We start from the raw sequence: 18,551 nt of genomic DNA, 5'->3' as shown, positions 1-18,551 counted from the left end.
TTTATTTATTAATTACAACCACAACCACCACCGGTTTTTCCTCCATTGGCTCCAGCTGCAGCCTCTCGATAAACTTGGAAAGTCACTTCATAGCGTTCCGCGGTTTTGGCCGATAATTTCATTTCAGTGTCGTTTATGTATTCCTTTTCATATTCTTTCACCGGCGAGCAGGAAGTCATGAAAACAAACAAAGCGAGTATTCCAAATACTTTAGTCATGTTGGTACTTTTTTAAATCTATATTATTTGAGGTCGATATCTTACCGTCTTCGTCAACCATAATGCAGCCTATGCCCGGCAATTGGTTAATCAAGTTCATTCCGGCGTCTTTGCCCATCACAAATACACCGGTTGCCAAGGCATCAGCCAACTCAGTGGTATTGGCAAAAACACTAATACTAATCAAACCCGTCGCAGGATAACCTGTTCGAGTGTCTATAATATGCGAATAGCGTTTTCCGTTAAACGTGACATATTTTTCATAACTGCCCGAAGTTTCAACCGCCTTATCTTCAAGCGGGAACGTAGCAAATATTTTGTTTTTATTCATCGGATTCTTAATCCCTACTTTCCATTGTTCACCATTAGGTTGTTTGCCCCAAGTGCTAATGTCACCTGAGATATTCACCAATCCGGCAGTACAACCTTTAGCAATCAAATGGGCTTTGACTTTATCGGCAATATAACCTTGACCAATGCCGCCCATGCCGAGTTTCATCCCTTCGAGTTTTAAGAAAACGGTTTGCTTTTCTTTATCAATGATGATATTTTCATAGCCAACCTTCTCTACCGATTTTTTGATGGCTTCCGGTGTTGGCATTTCCTTCATGCTGCCGTCAAACTTCCATATTCTGTCCATTGACGCATAACTAATGTCAAAAGCACCATCTGTAAGCTTCGATATTTTGATAGAACGTTCAATTAGTTCTATCAGTTCTAAAGGCACTTTAACCGCTTGCTTTCCGGCATTCTGATTAATTTGGGATAATGGTGTAGTCGGAATCCAATCAGAGATAATATTTTCTATCCGTTTGACTTCAGCGATAGCCATATCTTCATATTGATGGGCTTGTATGGTATCATTAGCCACTACGGTAATCTCAAACGGACTGCCAAGCAAACTCACTTTTCGTTTGTGAATCAGTTGGGCATTGGCACTGAAACCAATAGTTAGCAACAATATAAATAGTAATCTGTTCATGTTTATTTAATAATGGCTTTTAATTCGGTTACAAATTGGTCTGCGCTTTGGCTTTCATAACCTTTCTTAGCCATAACTTTTCCGGTTTTATCTAAAACAGCTACTAAGGGGAAAAACCCTTCTTTATTGTATTTTTCGGCTAAAGCCAAATTGGCGGTTCTCAAATCTTCCGGTAAAGCGTTGTTCTTTTTCTTCGGAAAATCGGCACGAAGAAGTACAAGATGATCATTGGCATAAGCTTTAAACACTTCAGATTGCCAAACGTTTTTATCTAATTTAATACAAGGCGCACACCAATCAGAGCCGGAGAACACCAATAAGATTTTTTTGTTTTCCTTTTCTGCAGTGGCTTTAGCTTCTTCAAAATTAGTCGTCCAGTTTTGAGCAAAACCAGCCATTGATAGGAATAAAAACGAGGCTATAAATATTTTTTTCATGTTGACTTTTTATGTAAAGCAAGTTCAAATTCATTTACCCTACTTTCTTTTTAAAGTATTTTTTTTATCACAACGGTATTGCCTTAATATCAAAAATAGCATAGGGTATTTAAACACTAATCGGTTATAGTTGTATCAGTCAATTTATAATTCGTTATATGAACTATTTTAAAAAGTACTCACCTTTCATCAATTTACTTTTCTTATTTATCATTGTCAATGTTATCCTAAGAATCATATTGCTTTTCCATCCCATTACACAATCTTCATTTGGACCTCTAGAAATCACTAAAATCTTTGTTCTAGGATTCATTTCCGATGTGTTTCTATTTATAATCGTCAGTGCTTTTCTATGGCTTTACTTATTGTTTTTATCCAATGTAAAGTATGAGAAATATGGATACCTTATTTTTGGCGCTTTGGTTTTACTGTTGTTGTATGTTTCGTTTTTCAATACCATTCTCAATGAATATGGCGGTTCGTTACCGGAAATAGGAATAAGTTTTATTGCCTTGAAAACTATCTTTTTTGGGTTGTTGTTATTCCTCCCAAAACACAGAAAAGCCATTCGATTGGTGTTGTTTTTTATCACGATGTTCATTTTTACGTTGGTGATAATTCAAAACGCCATCAGTGAGTTTTTCTTTTGGAATGAATTTGGCGTACGTTACAACTTCATCGCCGTAGATTATTTAGTCTACACGAATACAGTAATTGGTAACATTATGGAATCTTATCCGGTAGTGCCGTTGTTTGCAAGCGTTGGATTAGTAACCGCTTTATTAACTTATTTTATCGTAAAACGTGCCCAACCTTTTCTGAATCATTTACCATCTTTTAAAGAAAAAGTAAAAGGTTTAGGAGTTTATGTTGTCTTAGTGATACTATCACTTACAGCCATTCCGTTATTGGCAAAACAAGAAAATAGCCCTAATGTTTACACCAATGAATTACAAGCCAATGGCATGTTTAAGTTTTATACTGCGTTCATGAATAACGAATTAGAATTCGATAAATTCTATAAAACAATGCCGAAAGCCGAAGCTTTTGCGCTATTGCAAAAACAAATACAGGGAATTAATAGGGAAAGTTCACTCAGAACCATCAAAGCTGATTCTACTGAGCTTCACAAAAATGTAGTGTTGATTACGGTAGAAAGTTTAAGCGAGGATTTTATGACCGAATATGGCAACAAGAAACACATCACACCATTCTTAGATTCGTTAGCCGATAAGAGCTTACAGTTTACCAATCTGTATGCGGTTGGCAACAGAACCGTTCGCGGATTAGAAGCCGTAACTTTATGTCTGCCGCCAAGTGCCGCCGAAAGCGTCGTGAAACGAACAGACAATAAAAACAAATTCTCCACCGGTAGTGTCTTCAAACAAAAGGGATATGCCGTGAAGTATATGTATGGTGGCGATGCCTTCTTTGACAATATGGGCGATTTTTTTGGAGGCAATGGTTACGATGTTATTGACAAAAAAACTTTCCAACCTAACGAAATTACTTTTGCCAATATTTGGGGTGTATGTGACGAAGACATGTACCACAAAGCCATCAAAGAAATGAATAACGAAGCCAAGGCAAACAAACCGTTCTTTAACCATATCATGACCGTGAGCAATCACCGACCATTTACATATCCTGAAGGCAAAATTGATATTTCAGGAATGGCCAAATCCAGAGACGGCGGTGTAAAATATACCGATTATGCGTTAAAGCAATTTTTTACAATGGCCCAAAAACAACCTTGGTTTAAAAACACTGTTTTTGTAATCCTAGCCGATCATTGTGCCTCAAGTTCCGGTAAAACCGAATTGCCTTTGGACAAATACAGAATACCGGCTATGATTTATGCACCGGGTTTCATCCAACCTGAACATGTCAATACTTTAATGTCTCAAATTGATATCATGCCTACCCTATTTGGTTTGCTCCATTTTAATTACAACAGTAAATTTTATGGTCAGGACATATTTAAACCAACCTACCAGCCAAGAGCATTTGTGGCGACTTATCAGGATTTAGGGATGATTAAGAATAATGTTTTGACTATCATTTCACCAGTTAAAAAGGTAAAACAATTCCAGTTGATTTCAAAAGCAAAACCCAATGTAAAAGAAGAGTTTCAATCACAGTATGACGAAATACCAATGTTACATTTGAGAGAGGATTTGGTAAAAGAAACCATTGCTTACTACCAAACGTCTGCCTTTTTGTTAAAAAACAAACAACTCCAAAAATAATGATTGTAATCCAACTGTATATTCATTTGTCAAATCATGCCTCATCGGTAACATTGCTATTTCTTAATTTATTCTTATCTTAGAGGCATCAAAAAAAGAGTAAATTAATTAAATCATTTAGTTATGAGAATTTTTATGCCTATTATTTTTATTGCACTTTTTGTACTCTATGTTTTATATATAACGGTTGTAAAAAAGGAATTAAAGCAAAATTTGTATAAAGTAGTTTACCCCGGTTTGTTTTTTATAACCGTTTGGGGTACAATCTATTACTTTATGATAGAATAAAATGGTAACTTCTCTTTAGATAATATGCCATTACAATAAATTTATATCACTAACTAAACCACACATCATGATTAAAAAACGGTCTCTTGGGATTCTCTTTTTATTTTTCGTTAGCGTTTCTTTTGCCCAACAACTCAATACGGTTAAACTCGATAGTTTGTTTGCCGTTCTGGAGGCCAAAAACAAGTATATGGGAAGTATTGCGGTACGTGAAAATGGTAAAATAATTTACACCAAAGCAGTTGGTAAAGTCGATATAGGTTTAAAACAAAAAGTCACAACCGCTACAAAATATCGTATTGGTTCCATCACCAAAATGTTTACTTCTTGCTTGATTTTTAAAGCCGTAGAAGAAAACAAACTTACCTTAGACAAAACCATAGATGTTTATTTTCCTTCGGTTCCCAATGCCAATAAAATAACTGTTGGTAACTTACTCAATCACCGCAGCGGAATTTATAACTTCACCAACAGCGGTGAGTTTATGAGCTATTACACCCAACCCAAAACCGAAGCTGAAATGGTCGCTATCATAGCCAAAAGCAAAAGTGTTTTTGAACCTAACAGTAAGGCAGATTATAGTAATTCAAACTACGTGTTATTGAGTTATATCTTGGAGAAAGTTTATAAAAAGCCTTATAAAGAGATTTTGTCTGAAAAAATTGTAAAGCCTTTAGGATTGAAAAATACATATTTGGGAAGCAAAACCAATCTTGCCAACAACGAATGCTATTCCTTTTCATTCACCGAAACTTGGAACCATGAGAAAGAAACAGATATGTCCATCCCAATGGGCGCCGGTGCTATAGTTTCTAACCCAACAGATTTGACCATTTTCATTGAAAACCTTTTTGCCGGAAAAGTAATCACGACAAAGAGTTTAGATCAAATGAAAACCATTCAAGAAGATTATGGCATGGGCATTTTTGAAATCCCTTTTAATGATAAAAAAGGATACGGTCATACCGGTGGCATTGACGGATTTACTTCTGTACTCACCTATTTCCCGGATAATAAGTTGTCGGTTGCTATTACTTCCAACGGTAGCGTTTATCCAAACAATGATATCTTGCTTGCTGTGATGAAAAATTACTACCAAATTCCGTTTGAGATTCCAACCTTTAAAGCGGTTGAATTGAGTTCGGAAGACCTGGACAAATATTTAGGAAACTACAACAGTCAGGAATTGGTAATGAAAATTAGCGTTACTAAAAAGGGCAACAAACTTTTTGCGCAAGCTACAGGACAAGGTGAATTTCCTTTAGAAGCTACCGAAACAGATGTTTTTGAATTTGTACAAGCCGGAATTAAGTTAAAGTTTAACGTCGCCGATAAACAAATGACTTTAGAACAAGGTGGCGGAAAATTTATTTTTTTTAAACTTTAATCCGATGGAAAAGCGTCTAAACTATAACTGCAAGTACTTTTAATTTATGTTTAGACACCAAGGCAATGCGCGAACTTTTATTCATAATCTGCGATTAGCAACATTATTATCTTTCGTTGCCGGTATCGTGAATATTACAGGTGTTTTATCGTTAAAAACGCTTACCACTAATGTAACCGGACATTTCGCATTTTTTGCCGAAGAGATTCTGCGTAAGGATTATGCCATCGCCATTACTTTTTTGGTTTTTACACTTTGCTTTTTATTGGGTTCATTTACCGCCAATACCATTGTGGAATTAGTTTTACAGAAGCGACCAAAATTGGCTCATGTAGTTCCAATTGCTCTAGAAATTACGATTCTGTCCTGCGTTGCATTTTTTTTTGGCGCATCAAGTATTTATGATCTATATGGAAAAGTAGAAGCTTTTCTATTGCTTTTTGCCATGGGTATTCAAAATTCATTGGTGACCAAAGTATCTCAATCAACGGTGAGAACTACTCATTTAACAGGTTTGTTCACCGATTTAGGTATCGAACTTTCGCAATTGTTCTTCTATAAAAAGCCGGAACAGCAAACTAAGTTGAAAACCAACATTTATCTGAGGTTATCCATCATTACTTTCTTTTTTATCGGTTGTGTCGTGGGCGGATATGCGTATAGTTATCTTCAAATAAAAACCTTGTTAATTGCCTCAATAGTATTGGTTATAGCACTCTTTTATGATTATCTTCGATTGAAGTTTTTTGTTATTACCCGAAAATCATTTGAATTATAATTTATGCTGCATTTTAACAGAACCTATTTGCTACTGACCATTTTACTTTTTGTCATTGAAGTATGCATCGCTTTATTTGTTCACGACAATTTTATCCGACCATATTTTGGGGATGTTTTGGTCGTAATCTTGATTTATTGCTTTGTGAAATCGTTTCTCAAGATATCAGTAACCAAAGCTGCTATCGCCGTTCTATTATTTGCTTTTTTGGTAGAAACATTACAATATTTTACCATAATTGAAGTTTTAGGTCTTCAAAATAATAGGTTGGCACGAACTGTTATTGGAACTTCCTTTGCTTGGGAAGACATTTTGGCTTACATAGCCGGAATTGTAATAGTAATTGTTTCTGAAAGGATTTTTAGAAAAGACAAATCACTACAATAAACCGTTATACTTTCTAATAAACCATTCTGCGGCAAGTGATATCGCTAATAAAACGAGTAACCAAACCCAATCTACCAAAGGCGATTTCTTAACGATGGTTTTCTGAATGGCTTTGTAACTTTCGTCTTCTGACAGTTGCTTGATCAGCGCATCGATTTGATTTGGCAAATAAGCTTTCCCTTGCGTTTGGGTAGCCAATTGGTTCAACTTGTTCCAATCCGGATTGACAAATTGTTTTTCGATATCAAAATCCAAGACTTCAAAACCGCTTGAATACGAAGAATTAGAATTCAATTCTTTTACGGTAAACTTATAATTTCCGGCAACTAATCCATCAAGGTTAACTTGAAAAGCATTCGTGGTTCTAAGTAAATCATAGTTTTTGACTTGCTTTGTTTTAGTATTGGTAACGGCAATGGTTAATCTGGCTTTTTCGTCTAGCTCATAGTTTTTGTTGAAATATTGGGCTGTGATTTCAATGCCTTCGTCAGAATTGTAAAAACGCTCGTGATTCACTACTAAAGACTTTCGGGCATTGTTGGACGCCAAATATTGAATGGTTTTGTCCAAGAAAATATCGAAGTCTACAAAGTCCTTTTTGGTCAAATAATTATCCGCGCGCCATTTCCAAATATTCTCTCCGAATAAATAAGCCGAACGTTTACCTTGTTCTTCATTGAAAGTCAATAACGGCTGATTGGTTGCGATATTACGAATTGTAGAAGATAATAGTGTATTGGTGTTTCCTTTCGCAGTAATTGTTCCAAACGGATTTTCCAAAGGCGGAAATTGTTCGAAACCAATATTGTCTAGTGCAAACAGATTAAATTGGGAATCATAAGATGCCAAATAATCTTCTTTCTGCGAACTCATTTTAAATACAAACTGCGTTTGATTTTGGTTTAAAAAGTTGAAATCGGTATCGTTTCCGGTGATAATCCACGAGTTGATTTTGGCATTGGCATTCTTATCAAAAACCGATTTAAAAGCGACCGTTGGTTGGTACAGAATTAAAATATTATAATTTTCTAAACTGCTGATTTGATTTGGTTTAAGTATTGTTGCTTTTCGTTGTGCATTAGTTTCAATGGCACGTTTTATCGCTCCTAAATCGGGATGTGCAATATCTGCAATCAAAGCGACTTCTGTCTTTTGATCAATGACTTCAACGGCAAAGTTTTTCGTGTTGTTATACGTATTTTTTTCTTGTTCTTTAGAAGAAATAGTTGCTTTCAGAATTTGTAATCCAACATTGTTCGCCGGTAATAAAACATTAAAGGTTGCTGATTTCTTTGAAGGCGAAAAAGCTACCGTTTGCTCATTTAACACCGAATTCCCTTGGGTAATTTTAAATGAAGCATTGATACTTTTGGTTCCCGAATAATTCAGAAACACTTCAACAGGATATTTGTTCTTGTGAAAAGCGTATTTGTTGACGTTGAGCTGAGTCACTTTTAAGTCCAAATAAGTAGTCGTATCACCTACTACCAATGGATAAACTTTGTTCAAAGGATTAAACCCGAAAACATAATCTTCACCCGAAGTTTGGTTTCCGTCAGAGATTAAAACAGTTGGAAACGTTTGGTTTTTATAGATGTTTTTCAAGCTTTTCGCTACGACATCTACATTCGATTGTGTGCCTTTAAAATCAATGGTGTCCGAAGGTAAAAAGTCTTCATCAAACTGATAGGTCTGTACTTCAAACTTATCATTTAAAGCCGAATTGTCTTTTAGTTTTTCAAACAATTCCATCGCAACTTTATCCGATTTCAAATCTGCCATCGAAGCTGAATTGTCAATCACAATCGGCAAAGGCGTTTTTACTGTTTCTACAGTTTTTCGCGTGATAATCGGATTAATCAGCAAAAGTAATAATCCGAACACGCTAAAGAAACGCAAAAAAGCCAAAAGCAAAGTCACTTTCGACCTGCTTTTGACCTTATATAAATATTGGTAGAATGACACAGCTAACGCTATTCCTAAAGAAAGCAATATTAGTAAAACAGTGTTTGTGGTCATATATTTTAAGTGATCAGTGTTCAGTAATAAGTGTTCAGTTGATTGGTTTTCTGCCAACTAATAACTGAGCACTGCCTACTCTTTTTAAGTAAGCATTCCTCCGCAAACATTCAACACTTGTCCCGAAACGTAACCACTCATATCCGAAGCAAAGAACAAACATGCATTTGCTACATCTTCCGGACTTCCGCCACGTCTTAACGGGATAGAATCTCTCCAACCTTGTACAACATCATCGTTTAATTTGGCTGTCATTTCGGTTTCAATAAATCCCGGAGCAATCGCATTACAACGTATATTTCTCGAACCTAATTCTAAAGCTACCGATTTTGTAAACCCAATCATACCGGCTTTTGACGCGGCATAATTGGCTTGACCTGCATTTCCTTTTACACCAACAACCGAACTCATGTTGACGATAGAACCTTTGCGGTTTTTTAACATGATTTTCTGAACAGCTTTGGTCATATTGAATACCGACTTCAAGTTGATTTCAATTACTTTATCAAAATCCTCTTCGCTCATACGCATTAAAAGATTGTCTTTGGTGATTCCGGCGTTGTTGATTAACACGTCAACGTTTCCAAAATCGGCCATGACATCATCCACTAATTTTTGCGCTTCATTGAAATCAGCTGCGTTTGATTTGTATCCTTTGGCTTTGATTCCCAAAGCGATTAATTCGTTTTCCAATGCCAAAGCACTTTCGGCAGAAGAACTATAAGTAAAAGCCACATTGGCTCCGTGTTGTGCAAAAACTTTAGCGATACCGCTTCCGATTCCTCTACTCGCGCCGGTGATAATGGCTACTTTTCCTTCTAATAATTTCATACTATAAAAATTAGTTTGTTTGTTTTAATGAAAGTTCAAATATAGGAATATTTTATAGGTTGGAAAAGATTACACCACTTTTAAACCTTTTAAAATTTATGCAGTCTTAGAAGGTAACTCACCAACCAAAACCAATTTTTATGTTCAAAAAGATTATACTATTACTGATTCTACCTCTTACCTATTCTTGCGGAAGTGACGATAGTTCAAATTATGAAGAGATTGATCCTTATGCCAATATTAGAGCTACTTTTGGGAGTAACATCAGTCCGGAAAACCTCTCTAATTACGCCAATCAAGTCATTCCAAACTATATTACCAAAGACAACACCGCCGGAAATTCAATTACTGATAAAGGCGCTACTTTGGGAAGGGTTTTGTTTTATGACAAGAATCTGTCTTCTAACAATACCATTTCTTGTTCGAGTTGTCACCAACAAGCCAATGCTTTTGGAGATTCAAATATTGCCAGCAACGGTGTAAACGGAACTACCGGCAGACATTCGATGCGTTTAATCAATACACGTTTTGCTAATGAAGTAAAATTCTTTTGGGATGAACGTGCGATTAATTTAGAAACTCAAACCACGATGCCTATAAAAGACCATGGAGAAATGGGTTTTAGCGGCACCAATGGCGACGAACCTTTTAGTGGTTTAATCACAAAACTCAGCAACATCGGTTATTACAAAGAATTGTTTCAGTTTGTGTATGGCTCTGAAGAAATTACTGAAAACAAAATCCAATTGGCTTTAGCCCAATTCATCAGAAGCATCCAGTCTTTTGATAGTAAATACGATATTGGCAGAGCACAAGTGGCTAATGACGGTCAACCTTTTCCAAACTTTACCAATCAAGAGAATCAAGGAAAAAATTTATTTTTATCACCACCGGTTTTTGATGCTACCGGTAACAGAACATCCGGTGGTTTGGGTTGTGCCGGTTGTCATGCGGCACCAGAGTTTGATATTAATCCAAACACCGGAAACAATGGTATCATTGGCACCATTAACGGCACAGGAATTGACATAACCAACACTAGAGCACCTTCATTGCGTGACTTAGTAAAACTTGACGGAACTACTAACGGACCGATGATGCATACCGGAGTTATTACCACTTTACAGGCGGCAATTGGTCATTATGGTGCAATCAACTTAGCGCCGGGCAATACTAATTTAGATGTAAAATTAAGACCCAATGGTTTTGGACAACAATTGCATTTAACAGCACCCGAAGTCAATGCGGTTATTGCTTTTCTTCGAACATTATCGGGAACTAATGTGTATGTTGACCCAAAATGGGCCAATCCGTTTCCGAATTAAAACACCATTTGTTGTAGAGACGCGATTAATCGCGTCTCTACGGTTAACAAACAAAAAAACCGCCTCGTTAGTTAAATGAGGCGGTTTTTTTTTATTTAAAAGGAATTATTCTTTTATAAACTTACCGGTAGCACTACCCCTATCGCTTATAATCTTAATAAAGTAACTACCTCTCTGTAATCCTGAAACATCAATCGTTTCATTTGGATCTGTATTCACTTGAACCAATTGACCAAGTGTATTATAAATATTTACCGAGGTCATAACCACACTTTCCTTAGCAGTAATGTTTAGCACATTTTTAGTCGGTACCGGTGATAAACTATATAAAGTAGTGAAACTAAAATCCGAATTATTTAACGGATTATAAAAAGTTGTCGTATAAGTCTCAGTAACTATCGGAGCATTGTAATCAAAATATATACTCGCTGCATTACTAAAGGTCTCTAAATCTAAAAATGTGGTTTTTGTTTTTATTTTAAAAGCCACATACCCATCATTATTAGCATCGTCAAAAGGCAAGTTGATATTTTCAAAAATAAACTCAACTTGATTTGTGTTGATAATTCTTGTCACAAATGAATGACTACCACTTAGAGGAACCAAAGTAGCCATGTCAAACTTGGTCAAATCAATAATATCTTTTACAACTACATTTTCAGCGGCAAATGTACCGTTGTTTTCAAATCGAATTATATAGTGAACATATTCTCCAACAAATTCTAATGGCAACCATGTTCCTTGAATACACGTTTTATCATTAGGGTCAAAAGAATTAACGACTGTTTGATTTAGATTTGCGGTATTGTCTTCCGGTGTTTCATCTGTATCACCAACCGCTGTTGCAGAAAAAAGCAACCCATTACCGGCATTCACCGGAGGTGTTTCAAGCGGAGAATTTAGATTTAAAATAACTGAAATTTCTCTGGATTCGAATGGCAATAAGTTATTAAAATTCCAAGTCAAAAGGTCTGCTCCTTGACTCGATGTACTAGGATTGGCAGTAACTAATTGCAAAATAGTATCATCATAATACATACTTATTGAACCACTTTGAGTAGTATTTCCTTTGTTTTTGTAAATGATTTTATACTGTGAATCAAAACCCGGTCTGGTCGGACCGATGGGTAATATAATAACCTCTAGATCATTATGAGTGCCATTAGGAGTTACACAAAAGTTTTGAACAAACGGACTGGCAGAATTAGGAAACGTTACGGTAGATGAACTTGGAGAGATATTGAAATAAGTAGGGTTTTCTAATTGTGGTGTTAAAATGTGGTTTCCAGCTTGTATAGGGATTGCATAATTTCCTATTGCATTTGCTATGATATTCCCTGAAAATGAACCGTTAGTAATTGCTATTTTTAAATTAGGAACAACAATGTCGTTAATTTCACAACCGTTATTATCCATATCAAACTTGCTATTGCCTTGAATGGTATAATATAGGCCATTCGGCGTAAAACTACAATAGCTGTTTACATGGCAATTAGTATAACCATAAGAACTGATTTTTTGTTGTACAAAAGACAAATCTTGTTCATCAGCACAAACATATAGAAGATTAGGGTTATAATCAAATCCAAGATTAAGCCAACTACTATTGTTATTTTTAATATTGAGTAATGTTAATTGATTATCACTACAGCCTAAATTGTTCAAACTAGTTAAAGTAGAAACATCTAAATTGGATAACTGGTTTTCAAAACAAAATAAATTTTTAAGGTTGGTTAAATTATTGACATCAAAACTCATTAGCTGATTGTTATCACAAGCTAATTGAATTAAACTTATACAATTTGATATATTTAATAAACTTTGTAATTGATTATACCGACAATTTAAATTATTCAAATTTGTTAGATTAGAAACATTCAAACTTGATAATTGATTATAACTGCAATCTAAATAAATTAAGTTATTAAATGCTTCGATACCCGTCAAACTTGAAATGTTTGAACTTTTAACATCAAGCCATTTTATTGCTTGAGCTTCACTCACCTGAATTTCTCCATCGCCATTAGTATCAACACTACTGCTACTAGCTAAACTCCAAGCGATAATTGGATAGTAAATTGGAGTTTGTGTTGATGCAATAGTATTATTTGGACCAGCCGCTAACAACTTCGCCTTAAAATTGGCATCAGGAATATTTACAATTTGCGAATTTGCGATAGAAACAGCAAACAATAAAACCAAAAGGGTGTAAATTTTTTTCATCTCTATTCTTTTATAAACTTACCGATAGCACTACCCCTATCACTAACAATCTTAATAAAATAACTACCGTTCTGTAACCCAGAAACATCAATCATTTCACTCGGATTAGTATTCACTAGAACCAATTGTCCAAGTGTATTATATATACTTACAGAACTCATTACTAGACTTTCTTTAGCAGTAATGTTTAGCACATCTTTCGTCGGCACAGGCGATAAACTAAACACGCTGTTGAAATCGAAATCCTGATTGCTTAAAGCTTGAATAGTTGTGGTATAAGTATTGGTTACAATCGGGAAATTATAATCAAAATAGATGTTTGCACTATTACTGAAAGTATCACCCAATACCAATGTCGGTTTGGTTTTGATTTTAAACGCTACATACCCATCATTATTGGCATCATCGAAGGGTAAGTTAATGTTTTCGAAAATGAATTCTACCTGATTGGTGTTGATTCGGGTAATAAAAGAATGACTTCCATTTAATGGAATTAATGTTGCGATGTCAAATTTAGCACTATCAATCATATCCTTTACGACAATGTTTTCAGCAGCAAATGTTCCGGTATTCTCAAAACGAATAAGGTAATGCACATATTCTCCAATCATAGTAGTGGATACCGTTGTTCCTTCCAGACAAGTTTTGTCATTAGGATCTAATGAGTTTACTACGATTTGTTTCAAAGTTGAACTATTGTCAATCGGTATGTCGTCATTTGGAATGGGATTGATAACTGCCATAAAATCCAATTGATCGCCAGCATTAACAGCCGGAATCTCCATTGGCGAATTGATATTCATAGTAACCAATATTTCCCTTGTTTCAAAAGGCTGCAGATTGCTGTAATTCCAGAACAATATATTTTCGGACTGATTTGAAACCATTGGACTAGCCGAAACAAAATCAATATAATCATTTTCAAATTCGAAACTTAATGATCCTGTTTGCATTTGATTTCCTTTATTTTTATAGATAATCTTGTAGGTAGCATCAAATCCGGGACGCGCAATAAGTATTGGCAAAATAACAACTTCCAGGTCATTGTGTGATCCATTGGCTGTGATGCAATAGTTTTGTGTCAGTGGGCTTAATGTGTCCGGGAAGTCAACGGATAGTGAACTCGGAGAAACTGTAAAATAATCGGGATTTTCCAAAATCGGCGCTAAAGTATAGTTCCCGTCAGAAACAGGTATCAAATAATTCCCTGATAAATTACTTATTATAGTTCCCGAATTAGTTCCGTCAGTAATGGAAAACCTTAGATTGGGTATAGCAATATCGTTATTGTCGCAACCATTATTATCAACATCTAATTTGTGATTTCCCTGAATTGTATAGTAAATACCTCCTGGTGTAAAATTACAATAAGTGTTTGTGTTACAAACAGCGCTGCTGTAATAACTCTGAACCATTGAAACTTCTGATTCATCGCAACACACATAAGTTATGTTGGGATTTCCTTGAGCAATCATCCCAAAGTTGTCAAAATGACCATTTTTGACATTAATGGCCTGTAGATTATTGAATCGGAGTTCATAAAATCCATTACCTTGATTTGGAGGTCCGCCGGTTGCAAAATCACTTAAATCAATATATTCGATCATATTGTTAGGGCATTGTAAATCACGTAACATTGTCAAGCCCGAAATATCCAATTGTGTTAACTGATTGTTCAGGCAAATCAAATGCTCCAAATTCAATAGGTTGGAAACATTCAGGCTCGTTAAACCAAGTTCACTGCATCCCAAATACGTCAGGGCAATGTTACTGGAAACATCTAAGGACGTAAAGGGATTGGAACCACAATCCAGAATTTTCAACGTAGAAAGATTTGACAAATTTAGACCAGTCAGTTGATTTGAACTGCAATAAAGAAGTTCTAAATGAGGCAAATTGATAAGCGACAAATTGGTTAGCTGGTTTGCACCACAGTCAAAATTTTTTAAATTAGGATAATTGGTTAAGTTGATAGTGGTGAGCAGGTTATGATCACAATACAGTTCTTCAAAATTAGTCAAACCAGTAAAATTCATATTGGTAATCTGATGGTTGCTGCATCGCAGAAATTTTAAATTGGTAAAACTACTTAAGCCCGTTAAGGTAGCAATATAAGGCTGATCATAATAGCGGTAAACATCTATATAAGATACGTTTAGAGCTTCACTTACTTCAATTTGCCCATTACTGTTAGCATCCATCTTAAAATAATTCCCGGCTAAATTTTTCGCTATGAAATTATTGGTATCTGCCTGTAGCAGCTTTGATTTAAAATTAGCATCCGGAATGGTAATCACTTGGGCGTTTGCTGTCAATGGCAATAGCGCTAGTAATAAGAAGTAAAGCTTTTTCATGAAAATAGTTTGATGCTCAAATATATATAAAATACTTATAAGACTATCCTATCTTTAAAAATTGCTGTTTAAAAATAAATTTAAATCTATTCCAACTCTTGTTTATCTACCCTATTACTTTCTATTAACTTTTTCAGTATCTCTTCTTGCTGTTGCAATATTAATAGCTGGTACTTTTGTCTCACTACCTCTTTTGGTCCACATCTTTCCAAACTTTTCATAGCTTTATCTTCTAAAGTTAATAAGGCTGCGGGACGCAGTGCATCTTCTTTATTAGCTTGTTCTTTAAAAAAAATAATTAGTTGGAGTAGATTCAATGTGGCTCGATATTCTTCTTCCATTTTGGGTAACTTTCTAATGATAATCGACTGATAATGTTCACAGTCCTTTAAGGCTTTCGCGAGAAATTTTTCTTTTTCTTCTTCCCAATCAGCAATTTGAGGAAAATCCTTGGCTTCAGGCGTTTTGGAAGTGGCCATGAAAAGACCTATTTGTGAAGATCTTATCAATGCATTTGTAGGCAATTCTCGTAATCCCAGTTCGAAAAGTGACAATTGGCTTCGGGTAATATTTAATAATTCAGCCATTTCGTATTGCGTAAGATTCAATTCATTTCTAAGGTATGCGCTTTTTCTCATATGTAGCATTTTTTTTGTAGCATTTTGATTTGCTACATAACTATTGCTACGCTATTAAACAAAAAAGGTGCCAATGCAAAAAAGCCCCGATTTCTCGAGGCTTTCTATTATTTATATCAATTGAAGGAATAAATTATCCCATTACTTCTTTTACTTTCTTACCAATCTCAGCCGGAGAATCTACAACGTGAATACCACATTCTCTCATGATTCTCTTTTTGGCTTCAGCCGTATCATCAGAACCACCAACGATAGCACCGGCATGACCCATAGTACGACCTTTTGGCGCTGTTTCACCGGCGATAAAACCAACTACCGGCTTGCGGTTTCCGTCCGCTTTAATCCAATGCGCTGCATCGGCTTCCAATTGACCTCCAATTTCACCAATCATGATGATACATTCTGTTTCAGGATCATTCATTAACAATTCAACTGCTTCTTTAGTAGTAGTTCCAATGATTGGATCTCCACCAATTCCGATAGCCGTTGTAATACCTAAACCTTGTTTTACCACTTGGTCAGCCGCTTCATAAGTTAAAGTACCTGATTTAGATACAATCCCAACTTTTCCTTTTTTGAAAACAAAACCAGGCATGATACCCACTTTAGCTTCTTCCGGAGTAATTACTCCAGGACAGTTTGGACCAATTAATCTACAATCTTTTCCTTTGATAAAATCATACGCTTTAATCATATCTGCTACCGGAATACCTTCAGTAATCGCAATGATTACTTTGATACCCGCATCAGCCGCTTCCATAATAGCATCGGCAGCAAATGCCGGCGGAACAAAAATGATAGAAGTATCTGCTCCTGCTTGTTCTACTGCATCTTTTACGGTATTAAAAACCGGACGCTCTAAATGAGTTGAACCACCTTTTCCCGGTGTTACACCACCAACAACATTGGTTCCGTATTCAATCATTTGAGATGCGTGAAATGTTCCTTCACTTCCTGTAAATCCTTGTACTATTATTTTTGAATTCTTATTAACTAAAACGCTCATTTGTGTGTTTGTTTATTTGTGTTTATTTTTTAATTTCATTCCGTTTGGCCTGCCAGCCTCGGGTGTGTTGCAAAAGTATGAAATAGTATTCAGTGTTCAGTATTCAGTATTCAGATTTTTGCAAAATTACTATAGTTGACTCATTTGATAACTTCGATATAATTTATCGTCTTTAATTTCCCAAATGACCATAAAGTGCGCTAAAAGCATTTCTTCTCTCGGGTTTTCAATGGTTTTTACGTAATGAGAATAACGAACAGAAACAGTATGACCCTCGGAAAGAATATGAGATATTCTTGATTTAGAACGAACATAAGCTTTACTCATCTCATTACTCAAGTCAACAATTTGACTTTTGTTGAGCTTTAAAAAGCCTTTTGTACTGTGCCATTCTAAAACAACTTCGGGATGCAATAAAGCATTCACTTTATCCGCTTCTAACAATACATCCGATTTGTAAAATTCTTGAACGATAGCTTTAGCGCCCATATTTTATTTAAGTTTATTTAATATTTCGGGTATTTTTTTGATGTAGGCAAACTGTTTCATTTTCTCGCGCGCTTCATCAATCGGTGTTCCCGAATAGGTTTTTCCTCCTTCAATGGATTTGCTTACACCGGTTTGTCCCAAAACTACTGCTTTGGTGCCGATTGTTATTCCGCTGGTAGTTCCAACTTGTCCCCAAAGAGTCACTTCATCTTCAATGATAACACAGCCGGCAATTCCGGTTTGGGCAGCAATCAGACATTTTTTACCAATAACGGTATCGTGACCAACATGCACTTGGTTGTCAATTTTGGTTCCGGCACCAATAGTGGTATCGCCGGTAACACCTTTATCAATAGTACACAACGCTCCTATTCCAACGTTATCTTCAATGATAACCCTTCCGCCTGAAAGCAATTGGTCAAAACCTTCCGGACGTTTTTTATAATAAAAAGCATCAGCCCCTAAAATTGTACCCGAATGAATAATCACATTGTCGCCGATAACCGTATGGTCATATACAATTACATTGGCATGCAACAAACAATTTTTACCGATGGTTACATTATGACCAATAAAACAATTCGGTTGGATTACCGTTCCTTCTCCTATTTTGGCCGAAGCTGAAATGCTGGCATTCGCCGCTACAAAAGGTCTGAAATGCTTAGTAAGCGTGTTGAAATCTCTAAAAGGATCATCAGAAATCAATAAGGCTTTACCTTCCGGACAATCGACTTCTTTGTTGATTAAAACAATAGTAGCCGCCGATTGTAGCGCTTTGTCATAATATTTCGGATGGTCCACAAAAACGATATCACCCGGTTCCACCACGTGAATTTCGTTCATGCCGTGAACAGCAAAATCATCGGTGCCAATGTATGGACAGTCAATGATGGTTGCAATTTCTTTTAAGGTATGTATTCTTGGGAACTTCATATTTTAG

General features: G+C 35.8%; 16 protein-coding genes. 5 read left to right on the top strand and 11 right to left on the bottom strand.

Going from position 1 to position 18,551, the window contains the following annotated elements; all coding sequences use genetic code 11:
* Nucleotides 1-8 precede the first annotated feature (8 nt).
* From C8C84_RS11210 to C8C84_RS11200, 3 genes are read right to left on the bottom strand one after another with little or no spacing between them, the layout of a single operon-like run.
* The gene (locus C8C84_RS11210; protein ID WP_199717152.1) at nt 9-218 is read right to left on the bottom strand and encodes a DUF4266 domain-containing protein; all 210 of its coding nucleotides are present in this window, start codon (nt 216-218) and stop codon (nt 9-11) included.
* The gene (locus tag C8C84_RS11205; protein WP_121313729.1) at nt 211-1,200 is read right to left on the bottom strand and encodes an FAD:protein FMN transferase; all 990 of its coding nucleotides are present in this window, start codon (nt 1,198-1,200) and stop codon (nt 211-213) included. Before C8C84_RS11205 ends, C8C84_RS11210 begins: the two co-directional genes overlap by 8 nt.
* Nucleotides 1,201-1,202: 2 nt before the next feature.
* Nucleotides 1,203-1,637, bottom strand: coding sequence for a thioredoxin family protein (locus C8C84_RS11200; protein WP_121313728.1), 435 nt, complete (start codon nt 1,635-1,637; stop codon nt 1,203-1,205).
* Nucleotides 1,638-1,795: 158 nt separating this feature from the next.
* Here C8C84_RS11200 and C8C84_RS11195 point away from each other — a divergent pair, with 158 nt between their 5' ends.
* From C8C84_RS11195 to C8C84_RS11180, 4 genes are all read left to right on the top strand, one after another.
* Complete coding sequence (locus tag C8C84_RS11195; protein ID WP_121313727.1) at nt 1,796-3,886, top strand: LTA synthase family protein; 2,091 nt, start codon at nt 1,796-1,798, stop codon at nt 3,884-3,886.
* 355 nt (nt 3,887-4,241) lie between these two features.
* Complete coding sequence (locus tag C8C84_RS11190; RefSeq protein WP_199717150.1) at nt 4,242-5,561, top strand: serine hydrolase; 1,320 nt, start codon at nt 4,242-4,244, stop codon at nt 5,559-5,561.
* A 46-nt stretch (nt 5,562-5,607) separates the two neighbouring features.
* On the top strand, nt 5,608-6,339 hold the full coding sequence (locus tag C8C84_RS11185; RefSeq protein ID WP_121313726.1) for a YoaK family protein: 732 nt from the start codon (nt 5,608-5,610) through the stop codon (nt 6,337-6,339).
* A gap of 3 nt (nt 6,340-6,342) precedes the next feature.
* Entirely contained in the window at nt 6,343-6,726 is a 384-nt protein-coding gene (locus tag C8C84_RS11180) for a DUF2809 domain-containing protein (protein ID WP_121313725.1), read from the top strand.
* Here the strand turns inward: C8C84_RS11180 and C8C84_RS11175 are convergent.
* Together C8C84_RS11175 and fabG are read right to left on the bottom strand one after the other, a co-directional pair.
* Entirely contained in the window at nt 6,718-8,745 is a 2,028-nt protein-coding gene (locus C8C84_RS11175; protein ID WP_121313724.1) for a hypothetical protein, read from the bottom strand. The two genes, C8C84_RS11180 and C8C84_RS11175, sit on opposite strands and share 9 nt — an antisense overlap.
* A gap of 84 nt (nt 8,746-8,829) precedes the next feature.
* The gene (gene fabG, locus C8C84_RS11170) at nt 8,830-9,576 is read right to left on the bottom strand and encodes a 3-oxoacyl-[acyl-carrier-protein] reductase (protein ID WP_121313723.1); all 747 of its coding nucleotides are present in this window, start codon (nt 9,574-9,576) and stop codon (nt 8,830-8,832) included.
* 140 nt (nt 9,577-9,716) lie between these two features.
* Between fabG and C8C84_RS11165 the strand changes: the two genes are divergently transcribed.
* A complete protein-coding gene (locus C8C84_RS11165; protein ID WP_121313722.1) occupies nt 9,717-10,901 on the top strand; it encodes a cytochrome-c peroxidase in 1,185 nt (394 codons plus the stop codon).
* A gap of 105 nt (nt 10,902-11,006) precedes the next feature.
* On the opposite strand, the gene C8C84_RS11160 is transcribed toward C8C84_RS11165, so the two are convergent.
* The 6 genes from C8C84_RS11160 to C8C84_RS11135 all read right to left on the bottom strand — a co-directional run bounded on the left by C8C84_RS11160 (nt 11,007) and on the right by C8C84_RS11135 (nt 18,544).
* The gene (locus C8C84_RS11160) at nt 11,007-13,124 is read right to left on the bottom strand and encodes a T9SS type A sorting domain-containing protein (RefSeq protein WP_121313721.1); all 2,118 of its coding nucleotides are present in this window, start codon (nt 13,122-13,124) and stop codon (nt 11,007-11,009) included.
* A gap of 2 nt (nt 13,125-13,126) precedes the next feature.
* The gene (locus C8C84_RS11155; RefSeq protein ID WP_121313720.1) at nt 13,127-15,478 is read right to left on the bottom strand and encodes a T9SS type A sorting domain-containing protein; all 2,352 of its coding nucleotides are present in this window, start codon (nt 15,476-15,478) and stop codon (nt 13,127-13,129) included.
* Between the two features lie 86 nt (nt 15,479-15,564).
* Nucleotides 15,565-16,116, bottom strand: a complete 552-nt coding sequence (locus tag C8C84_RS11150) for a helix-turn-helix domain-containing protein (RefSeq protein ID WP_158592566.1) — start codon at nt 16,114-16,116, stop codon at nt 15,565-15,567.
* 133 nt (nt 16,117-16,249) lie between these two features.
* Nucleotides 16,250-17,122, bottom strand: coding sequence for a succinate--CoA ligase subunit alpha (gene sucD, locus C8C84_RS11145; protein ID WP_121313718.1), 873 nt, complete (start codon nt 17,120-17,122; stop codon nt 16,250-16,252).
* 129 nt (nt 17,123-17,251) lie between these two features.
* Nucleotides 17,252-17,611, bottom strand: coding sequence for a nuclear transport factor 2 family protein (locus tag C8C84_RS11140; RefSeq protein WP_121313717.1), 360 nt, complete (start codon nt 17,609-17,611; stop codon nt 17,252-17,254).
* A gap of 3 nt (nt 17,612-17,614) precedes the next feature.
* Complete coding sequence (locus C8C84_RS11135) at nt 17,615-18,544, bottom strand: UDP-3-O-(3-hydroxymyristoyl)glucosamine N-acyltransferase (protein WP_121313716.1); 930 nt, start codon at nt 18,542-18,544, stop codon at nt 17,615-17,617.
* Nucleotides 18,545-18,551: the final 7 nt, after the last annotated feature.

The organism is Flavobacterium sp. 102 (assembly GCF_003634615.1).
In the GTDB taxonomy this organism is placed as follows: Bacteria; Bacteroidota; Bacteroidia; order Flavobacteriales; family Flavobacteriaceae; genus Flavobacterium.
Note: the sequence above shows the minus strand (reverse complement) of the source record. Positions and strands in the feature narration are given on the sequence as shown.

What these genes read in the sequence shown, in the direction of transcription:
- C8C84_RS11210 (WP_199717152.1), bottom strand. Translation starts at nt 218, where the DNA reads ATGACTAAAGTATTTGGAATACTCGCTTTGTTTGTTTTCATGACTTCC.
- C8C84_RS11205 (WP_121313729.1), bottom strand. Translation starts at nt 1,200, where the DNA reads ATGAACAGATTACTATTTATATTGTTGCTAACTATTGGTTTCAGTGCC.
- C8C84_RS11200 (WP_121313728.1), bottom strand. Translation starts at nt 1,637, where the DNA reads ATGAAAAAAATATTTATAGCCTCGTTTTTATTCCTATCAATGGCTGGT.
- C8C84_RS11195 (WP_121313727.1), top strand. Translation starts at nt 1,796, where the DNA reads ATGAACTATTTTAAAAAGTACTCACCTTTCATCAATTTACTTTTCTTA.
- C8C84_RS11190 (WP_199717150.1), top strand. Translation starts at nt 4,242, where the DNA reads ATGATTAAAAAACGGTCTCTTGGGATTCTCTTTTTATTTTTCGTTAGC.
- C8C84_RS11185 (WP_121313726.1), top strand. Translation starts at nt 5,608, where the DNA reads ATGTTTAGACACCAAGGCAATGCGCGAACTTTTATTCATAATCTGCGA.
- C8C84_RS11180 (WP_121313725.1), top strand. Translation starts at nt 6,343, where the DNA reads ATGCTGCATTTTAACAGAACCTATTTGCTACTGACCATTTTACTTTTT.
- C8C84_RS11175 (WP_121313724.1), bottom strand. Translation starts at nt 8,745, where the DNA reads ATGACCACAAACACTGTTTTACTAATATTGCTTTCTTTAGGAATAGCG.
- fabG (WP_121313723.1), bottom strand. Translation starts at nt 9,576, where the DNA reads ATGAAATTATTAGAAGGAAAAGTAGCCATTATCACCGGCGCGAGTAGA.
- C8C84_RS11165 (WP_121313722.1), top strand. Translation starts at nt 9,717, where the DNA reads ATGTTCAAAAAGATTATACTATTACTGATTCTACCTCTTACCTATTCT.
- C8C84_RS11160 (WP_121313721.1), bottom strand. Translation starts at nt 13,124, where the DNA reads ATGAAAAAAATTTACACCCTTTTGGTTTTATTGTTTGCTGTTTCTATC.
- C8C84_RS11155 (WP_121313720.1), bottom strand. Translation starts at nt 15,478, where the DNA reads ATGAAAAAGCTTTACTTCTTATTACTAGCGCTATTGCCATTGACAGCA.
- C8C84_RS11150 (WP_158592566.1), bottom strand. Translation starts at nt 16,116, where the DNA reads ATGAGAAAAAGCGCATACCTTAGAAATGAATTGAATCTTACGCAATAC.
- sucD (WP_121313718.1), bottom strand. Translation starts at nt 17,122, where the DNA reads ATGAGCGTTTTAGTTAATAAGAATTCAAAAATAATAGTACAAGGATTT.
- C8C84_RS11140 (WP_121313717.1), bottom strand. Translation starts at nt 17,611, where the DNA reads ATGGGCGCTAAAGCTATCGTTCAAGAATTTTACAAATCGGATGTATTG.
- C8C84_RS11135 (WP_121313716.1), bottom strand. Translation starts at nt 18,544, where the DNA reads ATGAAGTTCCCAAGAATACATACCTTAAAAGAAATTGCAACCATCATT.